This is a genomic window from Pseudomonas sp. 43mfcvi1.1 (assembly GCF_900115935.1).
Taxonomy (GTDB): domain Bacteria; phylum Pseudomonadota; class Gammaproteobacteria; order Pseudomonadales; family Pseudomonadaceae; genus Aquipseudomonas; species Aquipseudomonas bijieensis.
Window position 1 is genome coordinate 253,841 of the sequence record NZ_UETT01000008.1, and the last position, 16,672, is coordinate 270,512.

Genomic DNA, 16,672 nt, shown 5'->3' on the forward strand with positions numbered 1-16,672 from the left:
TAATCACTTCATCTCTTAAGGTTCAAGGCCCTCGCAAAACGTCGCAACAACCAATTGATATACACCTCTCAGAAAAATACTTTACATAGAAGGCCATTCATTATCGTTGAACAAGGAAGTTCACAATGGCCAAGGTGTTTCACCTCGACTCCGTTTCTCACGACACTGGCGTAGTTATTACCGATCTAGGCTTGCAGGCCAATGAACATGACGTCGAGACGCTCGACTTCCGGGCCGGCGATGAAACGCCGATCGACCCGCAACACAGACAAAGACAGGCCCAACTCGAAGTTGTAGATAAACTTTATGGCCCGCTACACATCGGTTCCGTGACAGTGACCCGTTCAGCCTTGGACGCCTTGGGTGCAATCACCGATGGACAGCCTCTGAATGGCGACAATACTTTTTTCCGCAGCCCCCATCGCGTTTTCGTGGACACCTTGCAGTTCAACCCGGTTGATATCCAAGCCTGTATAAACCGCACCGTTGACGCGAACGACTATCGGCTGCCAACGCTATTGTTCGAAATCGCCAGCCAGCGCCCACCCACCGCGCGCCCTTTGTTGCGGGAGATTCCAGATATACCGGCTGAACCCGGCGATTATCGAGGCTCGCTTGAAAGGCTTTTAAACGCCGCTCAAAAACTGAATACCTCTGTGCTCACACAACGAACCTTGAGTTGGGTGAATAAAACCAAGAGTAATCTCCTCATCCCAACGGGCCTCGGACTCCAGGCCTTCGGCATCTACAGCGGCTTACGCGGTTTGCAAGACGCCATCCGGAACAAGGACGCCTATCAGTCCGTCTTCAACGGGGCCAGCGTAACGGCCGAGCTGGCTTCAATTGGCCTCGAGGCCGCGATAACCAGGCAAGCCATGCAGATGCTCACGGCCGGCCAGAGCGCCCTCGGGAGTTTCGCCAAGACCTCATTCGCCTTGAGGCTAGGGCGCGCAAGTGGCTTGATCGCCAGCGTGCTGACGCTTCCCTTCGATATCATCGCCGCCGTTGATTCGCTCAAGGCCGCCGCCAATGGCCGTGACGCCACGGACCATTACGTCAACGCGGCATTGAGTATGACCAGCGCGGCCATGACCGTGACCATCGGCGTAGCGGCGCTGGCAGGGTTTACTTCAGCCGGTCCGGTGGGCCTTGCCGCAGGACTCATCCTGGCGGTGGGTTCGCAGATCTGGGGCGCGATTCGTGAAGTCGACGAGATCGACGACTACATAGAACTCACCGTCCATGAGCGCCTGCGTACAGGGTGGTTCGCCTTCTGGATGATCAGCCCTGATGACGATATTCAGCAGCGCTACACCACCGCCAAGACCACCGCTGAACATACCCGGCAACTTCGGGCCACTGCCTTGAAATTACTGCAAGGCACATTAAGAGACAGCACCGAAGCCATCGTAAACGGCAAGTTCAATGTCGAACTGGAAGCGGTGACGTACAACACCTGGAATTGGTGGACCGGTGAACGATACCAAGCGACTCGAGTCCGTCCCACGATCAAAGACAGCGACGACACTATTGACGCGCGCGACGGTGTCACTGTCGATACGCCCGGTGCAGTCCTTGGCACCTCGGCGGAACACAAGGGTATCCATTGGCATATCGGTGGAGGAAACGACACCATCTCGGGCGTTGAAAAAAAACCGAACGTCTTCCATTACGGCGCAGGCGTTAAAAAACTGACTGGAGGTGAGAAAGATGATGTTTTCATTTTCGAAGGTTCGCCGCAGACGCTCCGCACAAACCCGCCCTTGCCACCCAATCGGTTAGTGGGCGGAAAAGGCAATGACACGATTATTTTATCCGGCCGAACCAAAGGTCCCCAGGAACAACTCGGCTACCACGTCGATCTGGAAGCCGGGCACCTGTCCATCATCATTCAAGAGCAAGCGAAGGTGCACTATCCCCATGCAGTCCTGGAAAGCATCGAGCATGTAGAGATACAGGAGGGCAGGACCAACGTCATCAGGGGCACCGCCGGCTCGAACATCATTAAATCCCGCGGCAATGATTCAATCGAGGCCGGGGCAGGCGATGACCAGATTTTCCTTCTAGGTGCCGACAACCGCGACGCAGACGGTGGGCCGGGCAATGATGTCTATGCCATCGCCCATAAACCGGGCAGCGTATCGATCAGCGAGGACGGCATCGACAATAGCGTGATTGCCCTGGACTGGAGGGCCGACCTGATCGAAGGCTGGAAGATCGAAGGGGACAACCTCGTCGTGACCTCGGGCTTTGACGCAGATGACTGGCAACTGCGGGAAGTGATCATCAAGAAGGCCTACCGACCCGTCGACAACAAGCGGCACATTCGAAACAACAAACTGACCTTCGTGACAAAGGATGGCTATCACTTGGTGCCCGACCTGCCCGATACGATCGAACAGAGCCTGCCCCTCGACATCGAAGCGGTCATCACCCAACAAGGAACACCGCGCAGCCCGATTATCTTGAACAACCAGAAAACGCACCGGGTCGCACATGACAAGGACACCAGTTATTACCTGTCACGCCTTACCGCGTCGACGACGCTTCAGGTCATACAACGCAGCGACTTCACCACCACGGTGCATCTGGATTATGCCAGCGCCGAACTGACGCGGATCGAAGCCCATTACAATGTCCAAGTCACCCACGACGATGATGATTGGAACACCGTAAAGTATGGGGAATGCGGCCTGACCTTATACTTCGGCGCGCATCAAGTTGCCCTGAAGAACCTGGCCAGCTCCGATGAGCGTTACACCGCACAGAATACCCGCACCAAGCGACGTGCATTTTCCGCCCTGGGTTCGAACCACCTCGTTACGCTCATCATGAATGACGGTGTGTCCTACCGCCTCGTCCAACCGACACCCGACTATGGCCTTCTACTGGACGAGACATTCATTGGCCAATCGTCGGTGGGCTGGAAAACCGACGTGGCATTGCCCCTCACGGCGACCAGAAAGAAACATATGCATCTTGCCCCCTCGGAAAAGTCGCCTCATTACATGCGCAATCGAGCCACCTGCGCGCAGCTCACCTCCCCCTCGGAACAAACCGGTATTGAAGTTTTGATCGGCGAAGGCGCGACCTACCTCGTGCATCTAAGCCCGGACATGACGCTACGACTATCCACACCCGGTGCCCTGGCCGGGGCCAAGCCCCGATTGCCGAATGCCTCGACATGGGAGCTCGACGCCACGCACTTGGGGACGGTCGAGATCAATCTTTCTGCCAACCTGTTGCAGATAGGCACAACGATTATTCATCTCCCCACCTATGAGGCTGAAGACCTTGTCGACAAGATACGGGTCATCACTGCCCAAGGCATCGTGTATGCGGTCGATACCTTATTCGAACGGGTTTATGTAGAGGCGCTCGACGCTCGGTATTTCACTTTCCCCCTCGATCCCTCGGCGGCATGGCCCAGCGAACTGTCCGCTCTTGCCACCAGAGATTTGAAAGTACTGAATATCGCGCTCAAGGATGGCGCTCGCGGCGGTCTGAGCTACAGCCTTGAAACACGCAAATGGACCCTGGAGACCGATAAGACTCGCCCCATCGAAAGCCAGGATCTTCGAAAAACAAATCTTTGCGATCACCACCTCAACTTCTACCGGGATCTGGCGAGCGAAGGCCTTGGTCAAAACCCACCGACGGACGATGGCGCACTTCGCGTGCTGCGGGAAAAGTGCGTGGCACTGGCGGAAAGCCTCACGCTGGGCAATTCGAAATTCCTCTCGCAAACCCTGACGCTCAGCCTCGCGTTCGGGATGACCGCCCCTCAATTAAGCAGACTTCTTTCGTTGTATGGGTCCCTCCCAACCCTGTTTACAAGCCCCCCTATACATATGTAGTGCACGGGCTTGAGCAGTTTCAAGGAACATCCTCAAGCCGGTGACCTGTCGATGCGTAGAACGCAAGGCAGGGCATTGCTTCACGATGAATGAATGAGTCATTCATCACTCTCCAAACCTGAAGGAACAGGAATCCCAATGAGCCCAAGACGAAACACCCGCCCCAACCTTCCAACTTCGTCCCCCGACACGCCCCACAGCAGTCGCGATGCGTCACTGGAAACAGTGCCCAGAAGCCCCTCCCGAGGAGAAGGAACCGACCAGGCGCCCGTCACGTCGCCCGGACGACAACCTGAAGCCACCGAACCCCAGTCTCCCACCATCCAGTTCGCCGAAATCACCTCGCAGACGCCCATCCAGGAGTTCACCACGGCAGTGTCGCTGGACCATTATCATCTTTCACCCGAACTGGTCCCCCTGTTATCGGAGCCCGACGCAACCTCCGGCATCCGCACGTTCAGGACACGCACCTATGTGCAATTGTCGGAAGGCGGCACGGTGCTATTGGGTCGCGATGCCGACCAGAATTACCGGGCCCGGCTAGGCACTGAACTCATCGCCTCCGGACCACGCCTCGAACAAGTGGAAGGCAGTCTCCTGTGGCGACGCGTTCCGGACGATGCCACGGCGCAAGGCAACGATCCCCAACCCACCTCTTCGCGCCGAAGGCCGTCGGACGATGAGCCTGCGCAGGAGGTTGCCCCCAAGCGCGCGAACACCGCAACGGCCCCCTTCAAGCAACACTGGGAACTGCTGCCGTATCCACCGGCAGGGACCGCCTTCATCACGGTAGAGGGTACCCACTACAAGGTGCTGACACGCAGCGACGCACGGGAATATCCGATCACCTATATCCAGGCCCCGGACCATCCACACTATGAATTCGAGACGCTGGAGATAGTGCTCAAGAGTACCCCCGACGAGCAACCCCGAGGCGCCATGCGCCTGTCGCCCGACAATCGCTGGGAAATCGATCCCAGGCTTCCCTTCGACAAACCATTGACGGATTACGTCAAGGCAGCCTTTCCTGAATTATCTGCCAGGACGGCGGAGAACATCGCCAGGAAGCAATTCGAACTCGCGAACGATTCGTCGGTTGCCGACGCCGCGGGGTTGACTGCGCTCCGGCAGATTTATAGCAGTTGGCAAACGGGCACGCCGTCATTGCATCCACAATGGTCCGATCCGTTGTTGATGCTACCCATTACCCCGACATTACCTCCCACCACAGGCAACTCCCGCTCGATCCAACTGCCGAGTACGGTGTCGATGAGATCCCTGGATCGCCTGGACTTCGATCCCCAGCAGTTCCAGCAGCAATGGGACTACGTAGCCTCGTCTTACTCGCCCACAGACATCAAGCGTTTCATGGCCGACGTCCTGACTCGTAATGGCTATACCGTCCTCGAACCCAGCACCTTCAACAGTTTTGCCGCCCTGGTATTCAGTCGAAGAGGCCATGATTATCTGTTTTTCATTAGCCTGCATCGCACCAAGGGTCAGAAGATTTATCTGCCATCGCACACCGATCCGAACACGGCCAGCGTCAGCCTGGACCTGCAGGTCGGAGCAACTGCCGCGAAAGCCGTCAGGAGGGCCCATGAAAGGGGCGAGATCATCTGGCTCAAAGGCGGCTGCCAGATCCGGGCCGGCTACCCGGACACGGTTTTCATCATCCGGGATAACAATTCCAGGCTGTGAGCGGCGAGATAAAAAAGCCCGCAGTGTGAGCGGGCGAAAAACCAAAGAAGCGCCATGCGCAGTCGCTTCCAGGACAAGGCAGCTGCTTGGGGGTCAACTGCCTCGATAGGTGGAATAGGCGTAAGGCGAAATCAACAAGGGCACATGGTAGTGCTCCTGCTCGGCTGAAATGCCGAAGCGCAGCACCACCACGTCCAGGAACGCCGGATCGGGCAGTTGCACGCCACGGGCGCGGTAGTAATCGCCGGCGTGGAATTGCAATTGATAGACTCCCGAACGGTAGTCATCCCCTTGCAACAGCGGCGCGTCGCAACGGCCGTCGCTGTTGGTCAGCGCGCTGGCGACCAGTTGCAGTTGCGAACCTTCCACACGGTACAACTCGACCTTGATCGAGCTGCCCGGGCAGCCATGTGCGGCATCCAAAACGTGAGTAGTCAAACGTCCCATTGATTGTGCGCGCCTCGCTGCAGTGCAGTCCGACACGACGCCTCCTGAATCAGTTGAAAGACAGGCCGCACCGTTTCGGAGCACGAAACGCCACGGCGATGAACGAATTAAGACACTTTAAAAGAAAATTGTACACAATAAAAAACCGATATTTTGCCTATGCCTGTTCCGACCCTGGTTCCTGCCCAATCTCAAGTCGAACCAACGAATACGCTATTCTTACCCCTATTAATTGACCAAATGGGCAGGTTTCTTGCAGTGTAGACAAACCAGGGACAGCAGTGAAAAATGCAAAAAACCGGGCTTACAAATCGCACATAAAGTTGTATACAATCACCCCATCGTCGTGACGCCAGCCTGTGCCCCATCGCCAGGAGCGCCACCCACATGGTTCGAACAAGAAGGAAGACTGCAGTGAGCGCTGACTACCCACGCGACCTGATCGGTTACGGCAGTAACCCTCCCCATCCCCAGTGGCCGGGCAATGCCCGCATCGCCCTGTCCTTCGTGCTCAACTATGAAGAAGGCGGCGAGCGCAACATCCTGCATGGCGACAAGGAGTCCGAAGCATTCCTTTCGGAGATGGTCGCGGCGCAACCGTTGCAAGGCGAGCGCAACATGAGCATGGAATCGCTGTATGAGTATGGCAGCCGCGCCGGGGTCTGGCGGATCCTCAAGCTGTTCAAGGAGTTCGACATTCCGCTGACCATTTTCGCCGTGGCCATGGCCGCCCAGCGCCATCCGGACGTGATTCGCGCCATGGTCGCCGCCGGTCACGAAATCTGCAGTCACGGCTATCGCTGGATCGACTATCAATACATGGATGAGGCCCAGGAACGCGAGCACATGCTCGAAGCGATCCGCATCCTCACCGAGATCAGCGGCGAACGTCCGCTGGGCTGGTACACCGGCCGCACCGGCCCCAACACCCGTCGGCTGGTGATGGAGGAAGGCGGTTTTCTCTATGACAGCGACACCTACGACGACGACCTGCCCTACTGGGAACCGAACACCCCCAACGGCAAGCCGCACCTGGTGATTCCCTACACCCTGGACACCAACGACATGCGCTTCACCCAGGTGCAGGGTTTCAACAAGGGCGACGACTTCTTCCAATACCTCAAGGATGCCTTCGACGTACTGTATGCCGAAGGTACCGAGGCGCCGAAGATGCTCTCCATCGGCCTGCACTGCCGCCTGATCGGCCGTCCTGCGCGCCTTGCCGCCCTCAAGCGTTTCCTCGAATACGCCAAGAGCCATGAGCAGGTCTGGTTCAGTCGTCGCGTCGACATCGCCCGACACTGGCAAAAGACCCATCCGTATCCGGGAGCTTCAAACCCAGGAGCTTCGAAATGACCGCCTTCCAGACCCTCAAGCCGTCCACCTTGAGCCGCGAAGCGTTCGTCAAAGCCTTCGCCGATATCTACGAACATTCGCCATGGGTGGCCGAAAAGGCCTTCGACCTGGGCCAGGACTCGTCCATTGACCAGATCGAAACCCTGCACCAGCGCATGAGCGACATCCTGTTGAGCGCCGATCACGCCAGCCAACTGGCGCTGATCAACGCTCACCCGGACCTGGCCGGCAAAGCCGCCGTCCAGGGCCAACTGACCGAAGCCAGCACGAACGAACAGGCCGGCGCCGGTATCCACCAATGCTCGAGCGATGAGTTTAAACGCTTCACCGAGCTGAACGAGGCCTATAAGGCCAAGTTCAAGTTTCCCTTCATCATGGCGGTAAAAGGCAGCAACCGGCATCAGATCCTCGCGGCGTTCGAAACGCGCATCCATCACTCGGTAGACACCGAATTCAAATGCGCGCTGGCAGAGATCAACAAGATCGCGTTGTTCCGACTACTGACCCTTTAGCGAGCAGCCCTGAGACCCAGGCCCTGCAAGCATCCCCAGCCACTCATTAAAGGCAGACAAGAAGAATGAAAGCTTACGCCGTACCTTTCGAGAAGTTCGTCAACCTGGCCGACGCCCGCCTCGGCACCAAGATCATTTCGGTCACCGATGACTGGTTCGCCGACGCCAACCGTTTGTTCCAACCGACCCCGGCCGTATGGAAGGAGGGCGTGTTCGATGACAACGGCAAATGGATGGACGGCTGGGAGTCGCGCCGCAAGCGCTTCGAAGGCTACGACAGCGCGGTGATCCGCCTGGGCGTGGCGGGGTCGATCAAAGGCGTGGACATCGACACCTCATTCTTCACCGGCAACTACCCACCGTCGGCCTCCCTGGAAGCCTGCTTCCTGACCGAGGGCGAGCCGGACGAAAACACCCAGTGGACTGAAGTGCTGTCGGCGGTAGAGCTGCAAGGCAACAGCCACCACTACCATGAGATCAGCAACGACCAGGCCTTCAGTCACCTGCGCTTCAACATCTACCCCGATGGCGGCGTGGCCCGGCTGCGGGTCTACGGCATTCCGTACCGCGACTGGTCGGCCGTGGGCGACAATGAACAGATCGACCTGGCTGCGGCCCTTAACGGTGGTCGTGCCCTGGCCTGCTCCGACGAGCACTTCGGCCGCATGAGCAACATCCTCAACCCGGGTCGTGGCGTGAACATGGGCGACGGCTGGGAAACCGCCCGGCGTCGCACCCCGGGCAATGATTGGGTGATCGTCGCCCTGGGTCATGCCGGCGAGGTCGAGAAAGTCATCGTCGACACCCTGCACTTCAAGGGCAACTACCCCGACAGCTGCTCGATCCAGGGCGCGTTCGTCAAGGGCGGCACCGACAGCCAGATCGAAACCCAGTCGCTGTTCTGGCGCGAACTGCTGCCGAGCCAGAAACTGGAGATGCACGCCGAACACACCTTCGCCGAACAGATCAAAGCCCTGGGGCCGATCACCCACATCCGCTTGAATGTGTTTCCGGATGGCGGGGTGAGTCGCCTGCGGGTGCTCGGCAAGGTCTCAAAATAAGCAGTGAGGCCAATCGCGAGCAGGCTCGCTCCCACAGGAGTACGCGGTCAAATGTGGGAGCGAGCCTGCTCGCGATAGCAATCGAACAAACAACTCAGAATTTTGGATAAGAAGACCAGCATGCGCACACTCAAGATCGAACCGTTGACCAAAGAAGCCTTCGCCCCGTTCGGTGACGTGATCGAAACCGACGGCAGCGATCACTTCATGATCAACAACGGTTCGACCATGCGTTTCCATCGCCTGGCGACGGTGGAAACCGCCACGCCGGACGACAAGGCGATCATCAGCATCTTCCGCGCCGACGCGCTGGACATGCCGCTGACCGTGCGCATGCTGGAGCGCCATCCGCTGGGCAGCCAGGCCTTCATTCCGCTGCTCGGCACCCCCTTTCTGATCGTGGTCGCGCCACTTGGCGATGCACCTGTATCAGGCTTGGTCCGCGCCTTCGTCACCAACGGCAGGCAGGGCATTAATTACCATCGCGGCGTCTGGCACCACCCGGTGCTGACGATCGAAAAGCGGGATGACTTCCTGGTGGTTGATCGCAGTGGCACAGGCAATAACTGCGATGAGCATTTCTTCAAAGAGGATGAGCTATTGATCCTCGCCCCCCACCAATAAGAGAAGGTCCGATCACGCGAATACAAGCGTGACGGGCGAGAGGTAAAGACTGTGGAAGCACATATGCTGGAATGGCTGAACCTGAGCGTGCGCTGGGTTCATATGATCACTGGCGTGGCCTGGATCGGCGCGTCGTTCTACTTCGTCTGGCTGGAAAACAACCTCAATCGCGTCAACCCCAGGAGCGGCCTGGCCGGCGACCTGTGGGCCATCCACGGTGGCGGTATCTACCACCTGGAAAAATACAAACTCGCACCACCGTCCATGCCGGACAACCTGCACTGGTTCAAGTGGGAAGCCTACTTCACCTGGATGTCGGGCATCGCGCTGCTGTGCGTAGTGTTCTACTGGAACCCGACCGTCTACCTGCTGGCCCCCGGCAGCGGCTTGAGCGGCCCCGAGGGCGTTGCCCTGGGCATCGGCTCGTTGTTCGTCGGCTGGTTCGTCTATTCCTTTCTCTGCGACTCGGCCCTGGGCAAGCGCCCTGCCCTGCTCGGCCTGATCCTGTTCGTGCTGTTGATCGCCGCGGCCTATGGGTTCAGCAAAGTGTTCAGCGGTCGCGGTGCCTACCTGCACGTGGGTGCGGTCATCGGCACAATCATGGTCGGCAACGTGTTCCGTATCATCATGCCGGCCCAGCGCGCACTGGTAGCCGCCATCGCCGAGAACCGCACGCCCGATCCTGCATTGCCGGCCAAGGGCTTGTTGCGTTCGCGCCACAACAACTACTTCACCTTGCCGGTGCTGTTCATCATGATCAGCAACCACTTCCCGAGCACCTACGGCAGCCAGTACAACTGGCTGATCCTGGCCGGGATCGCCGTGGCGGCGGTGTTGGTGCGCCATTACTTCAACACCCGCCATGACAGCAACCGGTTTGCCTGGACGCTGCCGGTCGGTGCCCTGGCGATGATCTGCCTGGCGTATGTCACCGGCCCCAAGCCCATGCCCAGCACACCGGAGGTGGCCAAGGCCCCCGGCGTGATCGAGTACCAACCGCTACCGGAAACGGCAGTGGGTGGCGGCGCTAAACCGGCGACGGCACCCGCCGCACCGGTATCGGCGCCCGCTCAGGCCGCCAACGCCCAGGGCCCTTCGTTCGAGAAGGTCCACAGTGTGATCCAGGAACGCTGTTCGGTCTGCCACTCGGCCAAGCCCACCAGCCCGTTGTTCAGTGCGGCGCCGGGTGGGGTGATGTTCGATACCCCGCAGCAGATCCAGCAGCAAGCCGCGCGCATCCAGGCCCAGGCCGTGACCAGCCAGATCATGCCGCTGGGTAACATCACCCAGATGACCCAGCAGGAACGCGATCTGATCGGCGCGTGGATCAACCAAGGCGCGCGGACCAACTGAGCCGCGCCCCAAATTCGCCGCGAATGCGCCGTTGCAGGGCACTTGAGCCCATCAGGGCAAGCCCGTATCCTGCGCGGCCGTTCGCATCCGGGTGCCGTAGAAAAATCATCGGATCCTGACCGACACGCCAACTTATCCCGGCATCGCGGGGGATATCGGGCGTCCCTGGAAAACACCTTTTCGACTTTTCCAAATAGCTGGACGAGCTTTTTACGGCCTTGGCTCAGCTCTTGCTATCAGCACCTGCCACAAGCGAAAAGCTGACCGAACGGATGTTTTTATCCGTGGAAAAAAGCGCCACACCAGAGCGCTGACCTGAAAAAAAAGCGGTATCACTTACCTTTGGGAGCAACCGAATGAACCACACGTGTACCAGCCTGATACTCGCAGGATCCTTGTTGGTCGCGGGCCAAGCGATGGCCGACGACCTGTTCCAGTGGCAGAACAACAGCCTGACCTACCTGTACGGCAAGGATTTCCAGGTCAACCCGCGCATCCAGCAGACCGTGACCTTCGAACACGCCGACGCCTGGAAGTACGGGGACAATTTCTTCTTCCTCGATCGGATCTTCTACAACGGCCAGGACGACAGCCAGTCCGGTCCGAACACCTACTACGGTGAGTTCAGCCCGCGCCTGTCGTTCGGCAAGATCTTCGACCAGAAGCTGGAACTGGGCCCGATCAAGGATGTGCTGCTGGCCATGACTTATGAGTTCGGCGAAGGCGACAACGAGTCCTACCTGATCGGCCCGGGCTTCGACCTGGCGATCCCCGGCTTCGACTACTTCCAGCTGAACTTCTACAACCGCCAGACCGAAGGCCCACGCGCCGGCGACAACGTCTGGCAGATCACCCCGGTCTGGGCCTACACCGTACCGGTGGGTTCATCGGACATCCTGATCGACGGTTTCATCGACTGGGTGGTGGACAACGACAGCAACTCCAAAGGCACCTACCACGCCAACCTGCACATCAACCCGCAGATCAAGTATGACCTGGGCAAGGCGTTGAAGCTCGGCGCCAAGCAGTTGTATGTGGGCGTGGAGTATGACTATTGGAAGAACAAGTACGGGATCGAAGACAGCGATGGCTTCAAGACCAACCAGAGCAATACCAGCTTCTTGCTGAAGTATCACTTCTGATCTGTTTCATTGGGATTTAAAAGCGTCCGCACAGCTTTTGTGGAAGCGGGCTTGCTCGCGAAAGCGGACTGTCAGCCAACATCGATGTTGAATGTTCAGTCGCCTTCGCGAGCAAGCCCGCTCCCACACTGGTTTGTGTGTTGGGCTCAGTTCAGCGTCCACCGCAAGCCCCCTGTGGGAGCGAGCCTGCTCGCGATAGCGGCGGACCTGCTTGCATCGCTTCAGGACAACCCCAAGAACCGACTCAGTTCCTCACGCTGCGCCAACGCATCCTGACGCCCCAGCTCGATCAGCTCGCTGCAATACCCCGCCTCGAACAACAGATAACTCAGCACTCCCGCGCCGCTGGTCTTGGTCGCGCCCGGCCCGCGCAAGAATACCCGCAACGCGCGGGGCAGCTCCTGACGATGGCGAGCAGCGATTTCATCGATCGGCTGGCTGGGTGAAATCACCAGCACCTCCACCGGTGCCGCGCCGAGGGCATGGGCCGGCACATCATCGGGCAGCAGGTGACTGAACCCGTTCAGGCGCTCGAGCAACTCGATGTCGCTTTCCAGGCTATCAATGAACGTGCTGTTGAGCATATGGCCACCGATCTGCGCCAGGGTCGGTTGCAGGCCGGTGTAGCTGCGCTCTGTGGGATCCTGCCCGCCGGCACCACGGGGGTTGCCACTGACACCGATCACCAGCACGCGATTGGCCCCCAGGTGCAAGGCCGGGCTGATGGGCGCCGATTGCCGCACCGCGCCATCACCGAAGTATTGCGGGCCGATCCTGACCGGCGCGAACAACAAAGGGATCGCCGAGCTGGCCAGCAGGTGCTCCACCGACAACTGCGTCGGCACACCGATACGCCGGTGGCGTAGCCAGGCATCGATGGTCCCGCGCCCCTGGTAGAACGTGACGGCCTGGCCGGACTCATAACCGAACGCCGTCACCGCTACCGCCCGCAGTTGCCGTTCGACGATGGCCTGCTCGATGCCTGAAGCGTGGAATTGAGCCTGGAGCAGTTCGCGCAGCGGCGAACTGTCGATCAGCGCCACCGGCAACTTGGCCCCCAGGCCCAGCAGGCTGTGGGTGATGAAACGCATTGACTGGGCCAGCACGCCGCGCCAGTCGCTGCGCATCACCTGATGGCTGCGCACCGCTTGCCAGAACGCCGTCAGTCGCTCGATGGCGCTCTTGAAGTCCATCGCCCCGCTCGCCAGGCTGACTGCGTTGATCGCCCCGGCCGAGGTACCGACGATCACCGGGAATGGGTTGTCCGCACCGTCTGGCAACAACTCGGCAATCGCCGCCAACACGCCCACTTGATATGCCGCCCGAGCCCCGCCGCCGGAAAGAATCAAACCTGTAACCGGTTCAGCTGGGGTCATCGCAATGCTCCGTGCTCAAGGTGCTGCAAAAAAATGGCGGACTACCGGGTCAACCGCGCTTGTCGTACAGCTTCGGCTCACCCGGCGGACGGCTCTTGAAGCGCCGGTGGGCCCAGAGGTATTGCTCGGGGCAATCACTCACCGAGCGCTCCACCCATTGATTGATGCGGATGCAATCGGCTTCCTCGGTCTCGCCCGGGAAATTGTCCAGCGGTGCCTGGATCACCAGACGATAACCGCTGCCATCGGCCAGGCGCTCCTGAACGAAGGGCACCACCAGCGCCTTGCCCAGGCGGGCGAACTTGCTGGTGGCGGTGACCGTTGCGGCCTGGATGCCGAACAGCGGCACGAACACGCTTTGCTTGGCGCCGTAATCCTGGTCCGGCGCATACCAGATCGCCCGGCCGGCCCGCAGCAGCTTGAGCATACCGCGCACGTCGTCACGCTCCACCGCCAGGGAATCGAGGTTATGCCGCTCGCGGCCCCGGCGCTGAATGTAGTCGAACAGTGGGTTCTTGTGCTCGCGGTACATGCCATCGATGGTGTGCTGCTGGCCGAGCAAGGCCGCGCCGATTTCCAGCGTGGTGAAATGCAGCGCCATCAGGATCACGCCCGAGCCCTCGCGCTGGGCCTGCTTGAGATGCTCCAACCCCTCGACATGGGCCAGTTTCGCCAGGCGCGAACGCGACCACCACCAGCTCATGGCCATTTCGAAAAAGGCGATGCCGGTGGAGGCAAAGTTTTCCTTGAGCAGACGCTTGCGCTCGGCGGCGGACTTTTGCGGGAAACACAGTTCCAGGTTGCGACGGGCGATGCGCCGTCGGTCGCCGGCCACCCGGTACATCAGTGCGCCCAGCGCACGACCGATGCGCAGCAGCAACGGATAAGGCAACTGAACGATCAACCACAATAGCCCCAGGCCGCACCACAGCAGCCAGAAACGTGGATGAAAAAAAGCAGCTCGAAAACGCGGGCGATCCATTACAGCTTCCATTAGGACATGGGCCGCGCATTCTACATTGTTCGACCCGGGTTGCGGCTGGCGGACGATCTCGTTATAAGTCTCGGCACTTTTAGTGACAAGCCGTTGTACGCCGACCATGAGCCAAACCGAACCGCTAGACCAAGATCCCGTGTTCCAGCTGAAGGGCAGCATGCTCGCCATTACGGTGCTGGAGCTGGCCCGCAACGACCTGGAAAGCCTTGACCGGCAACTGGCGGCGAAAGTCGCCCAGGCCCCGAATTTCTTCAGCAACGCCCCGCTGGTACTGGCCCTGGACAAGTTGCCGGCTGGCGAAGGCTCGGTGGACCTGCCGGGCCTGATGCGCGTTTGCCGCCAGCACGGCCTGCGTACCCTGGCGATCCGCGCCAGTCGCATCGAAGACATTGCCGCCGCCATCGCCGTGGACATTCCGGTGCTGCCGCCGTCCGGCGCCAGGGAGCGTGTCCTGGAACTGAACCCGGTCGAAGCGAAGAAAACCCCGGAAAAACCACCCGAGCCCACCATCAAGCCAACGCGTGTCATCACCTCGCCAGTGCGCGGCGGGCAGCAGATTTATGCCCAGGGTGGCGATCTGGTCGTAGTGTCCTCGGTCAGCCCGGGGGCGGAACTTCTGGCCGATGGCAACATCCATGTATACGGCCCGATGCGCGGTCGTGCGCTGGCCGGCGTCAAGGGTGATACCAAAGCCAGGATTTTCTGTCAGCAATTGAGCGCTGAGCTGGTTTCCATCGCCGGGCAGTACAAGGTTTCCGAGGATTTGCGTCGCGACCCGTTGTGGGGAGCCGGCGTGCAGATCAGCCTGTCGGGCGACGTGTTGAACATCATTCGGCTTTAACGGATACTGCCGCATTTTCCAAGCATCTCTAAAACGAGCGAAAACGGCTTAAACGACGTAGGAAAAAGGATCAGGCAGTGTTTACCGGAGGTAGACCCCGCCCAGCATCCGATTCCAGCCAAGCCTGTCCAATTGCAGCGGTTTTCCAGAGATGTTTTTCAGGGGCTGACAAAGTCCTTTTTCCTTAGGGGTGAAACACCTTGGCCAAGATTCTCGTGGTTACATCCGGCAAGGGTGGTGTGGGTAAGACCACCACCAGCGCCGCTATCGGTACCGGCCTCGCTCTGCGCGGCCACAAGACAGTCATCGTCGACTTCGACGTCGGCTTGCGTAACCTCGACCTGATCATGGGTTGCGAGCGTCGCGTGGTCTATGACTTCGTCAACGTGGTCAACGGTGAAGCGAACCTGCAACAAGCCCTGATCAAGGACAAGCGCCTTGAGAACCTCTACGTGCTGGCCGCCAGTCAGACCCGCGACAAAGACGCGCTGACCCAGGAAGGCGTGGAAAAGGTGCTGATGCAGCTCAAGGAAGACTTCGAGTTCGTGGTCTGCGACTCCCCGGCCGGTATCGAGAAAGGTGCCCACCTGGCCATGTACTTCGCCGACGAAGCGATTGTCGTGACCAACCCGGAAGTCTCGTCGGTCCGTGACTCCGACCGCATGCTGGGCCTGCTGGCGAGCAAATCCCGGCGCGCCGAGAAGGGCGAAGAGCCGATCAAGGAACACTTGCTGTTGACCCGCTACAACCCGCAACGGGTCAGCGATGGCGAAATGCTCGGCGTCGAAGACGTCAAGGAAATCCTCGCCGTTACCCTGCTGGGTGTCATTCCGGAATCCCAAGCGGTACTCAAGGCTTCCAACTCCGGCGTGCCGGTGATTCTCGACGACCAGAGCGATGCCGGCCAGGCGTACAGCGATGCCGTCGATCGCCTGCTGGGCAAGACCGTGGAGCATCGTTTCCTCGATGTAACGAAGAAAGGTTTCTTCGAGCGCCTGTTTGGAGGTAGGTAATGAACCTTTTTGACTTCTTTCGTGCCAACAAAAAGCCCAGTACCGCCTCGGTCGCGAAAGAGCGTCTACAGATCATCGTGGCGCACGAACGCGGCCAACGCAGTACCCCTGACTACCTGCCGGCCTTGCAGAAGGAACTGGTGGAAGTGATCCGCAAGTACGTCAACATCGGCAGCGATGACGTGCATGTGGCACTGGAAAGCCAGGGCAGCTGCTCGATCCTGGAACTCAACATCACCCTGCCGGATCGCTGATCGCTCCGGCTGGAGCCACGGCGGCTCGGGTCCCCACAGCCCTTTTTGTGGGAGCGGGCTTGCTCGCGAAGACGGTGGCACATTCAATATCAATGTGTCTGAGACACCGCTTTCGCGAGCAAGCCCGCTCTCACAAGG

Annotated in this window: 14 protein-coding genes; 11 read left to right on the top strand and 3 right to left on the bottom strand. The window is 59.4% G+C overall.

Translation table 11 applies throughout. The annotated features are described in order from the left end of the window. The first annotated feature begins 125 nt into the window (after positions 1–125). Both DTP52_RS17595 and DTP52_RS17600 read left to right on the top strand, forming a co-directional pair. Positions 126–3,857, top strand: a complete 3,732-nt coding sequence (locus DTP52_RS17595) for a calcium-binding protein (RefSeq protein WP_109754491.1) — start codon at positions 126–128, stop codon at positions 3,855–3,857. A 93-nt stretch (positions 3,858–3,950) separates the two neighbouring features. Beyond that, complete coding sequence (locus DTP52_RS17600) at positions 3,951–5,558, top strand: hypothetical protein (protein WP_146206865.1); 1,608 nt, start codon at positions 3,951–3,953, stop codon at positions 5,556–5,558. Between the two features lie 93 nt (positions 5,559–5,651). On the opposite strand, the gene uraH is transcribed toward DTP52_RS17600, so the two are convergent. Further along, entirely contained in the window at positions 5,652–6,005 is a 354-nt protein-coding gene (gene uraH, locus DTP52_RS17605) for a hydroxyisourate hydrolase (protein WP_109754493.1), read from the bottom strand. Positions 6,006–6,419: 414 nt separating this feature from the next. Here uraH and puuE point away from each other — a divergent pair, with 414 nt between their 5' ends. The 6 genes from puuE to DTP52_RS17640 all read left to right on the top strand — a co-directional run bounded on the left by puuE (position 6,420) and on the right by DTP52_RS17640 (position 12,053). Beyond that, positions 6,420–7,361, top strand: coding sequence for an allantoinase PuuE (puuE, locus tag DTP52_RS17615; RefSeq protein WP_109754495.1), 942 nt, complete (start codon positions 6,420–6,422; stop codon positions 7,359–7,361). After that, on the top strand, positions 7,358–7,873 hold the full coding sequence (gene uraD, locus DTP52_RS17620; RefSeq protein WP_109754496.1) for a 2-oxo-4-hydroxy-4-carboxy-5-ureidoimidazoline decarboxylase: 516 nt from the start codon (positions 7,358–7,360) through the stop codon (positions 7,871–7,873). Before puuE ends, uraD begins: the two co-directional genes overlap by 4 nt. Before the next feature lie 65 nt (positions 7,874–7,938). Continuing rightward, positions 7,939–8,934, top strand: a complete 996-nt coding sequence (gene alc / locus DTP52_RS17625) for an allantoicase (RefSeq protein ID WP_003204527.1) — start codon at positions 7,939–7,941, stop codon at positions 8,932–8,934. 120 nt (positions 8,935–9,054) lie between these two features. After that, on the top strand, positions 9,055–9,558 hold the full coding sequence (locus DTP52_RS17630) for an ureidoglycolate lyase (protein ID WP_109754497.1): 504 nt from the start codon (positions 9,055–9,057) through the stop codon (positions 9,556–9,558). Between the two features lie 51 nt (positions 9,559–9,609). Continuing rightward, positions 9,610–10,911: a urate hydroxylase PuuD gene (locus DTP52_RS17635; protein WP_109754498.1), complete on the top strand. Its 1,302-nt coding sequence runs from the start codon at positions 9,610–9,612 to the stop codon at positions 10,909–10,911. Between the two features lie 356 nt (positions 10,912–11,267). After that, entirely contained in the window at positions 11,268–12,053 is a 786-nt protein-coding gene (locus DTP52_RS17640; protein WP_109754499.1) for an outer membrane protein OmpK, read from the top strand. Positions 12,054–12,274: 221 nt separating this feature from the next. Here DTP52_RS17640 and DTP52_RS17650 read toward each other — a convergent pair whose 3' ends face one another. Together DTP52_RS17650 and DTP52_RS17655 are read right to left on the bottom strand one after the other, a co-directional pair. Then, on the bottom strand, positions 12,275–13,429 hold the full coding sequence (locus DTP52_RS17650; RefSeq protein ID WP_109754500.1) for a patatin-like phospholipase family protein: 1,155 nt from the start codon (positions 13,427–13,429) through the stop codon (positions 12,275–12,277). A 49-nt stretch (positions 13,430–13,478) separates the two neighbouring features. Continuing rightward, positions 13,479–14,411 (bottom strand): lipid A biosynthesis lauroyl acyltransferase, encoded by a 933-nt coding sequence (locus tag DTP52_RS17655; protein ID WP_109754501.1) that lies wholly within the window; start codon positions 14,409–14,411, stop codon positions 13,479–13,481. A gap of 118 nt (positions 14,412–14,529) precedes the next feature. On the opposite strand from DTP52_RS17655, the gene minC reads away from it, so the two are divergent. The 3 genes from minC to minE all read left to right on the top strand — a co-directional run bounded on the left by minC (position 14,530) and on the right by minE (position 16,534). Next, positions 14,530–15,267, top strand: a complete 738-nt coding sequence (gene minC / locus DTP52_RS17660) for a septum site-determining protein MinC (RefSeq protein ID WP_109754502.1) — start codon at positions 14,530–14,532, stop codon at positions 15,265–15,267. Between the two features lie 200 nt (positions 15,268–15,467). Further along, positions 15,468–16,280 (top strand): septum site-determining protein MinD, encoded by an 813-nt coding sequence (gene minD, locus DTP52_RS17665; RefSeq protein WP_003179114.1) that lies wholly within the window; start codon positions 15,468–15,470, stop codon positions 16,278–16,280. Beyond that, positions 16,280–16,534 carry a cell division topological specificity factor MinE gene (gene minE, locus DTP52_RS17670; protein ID WP_003179111.1) on the top strand — a complete coding sequence of 85 codons (255 nt, stop codon included), beginning with the start codon at positions 16,280–16,282 and terminating at the stop codon, positions 16,532–16,534. Before minD ends, minE begins: the two co-directional genes overlap by 1 nt. The last annotated feature ends 138 nt before the right edge of the window (positions 16,535–16,672 follow it).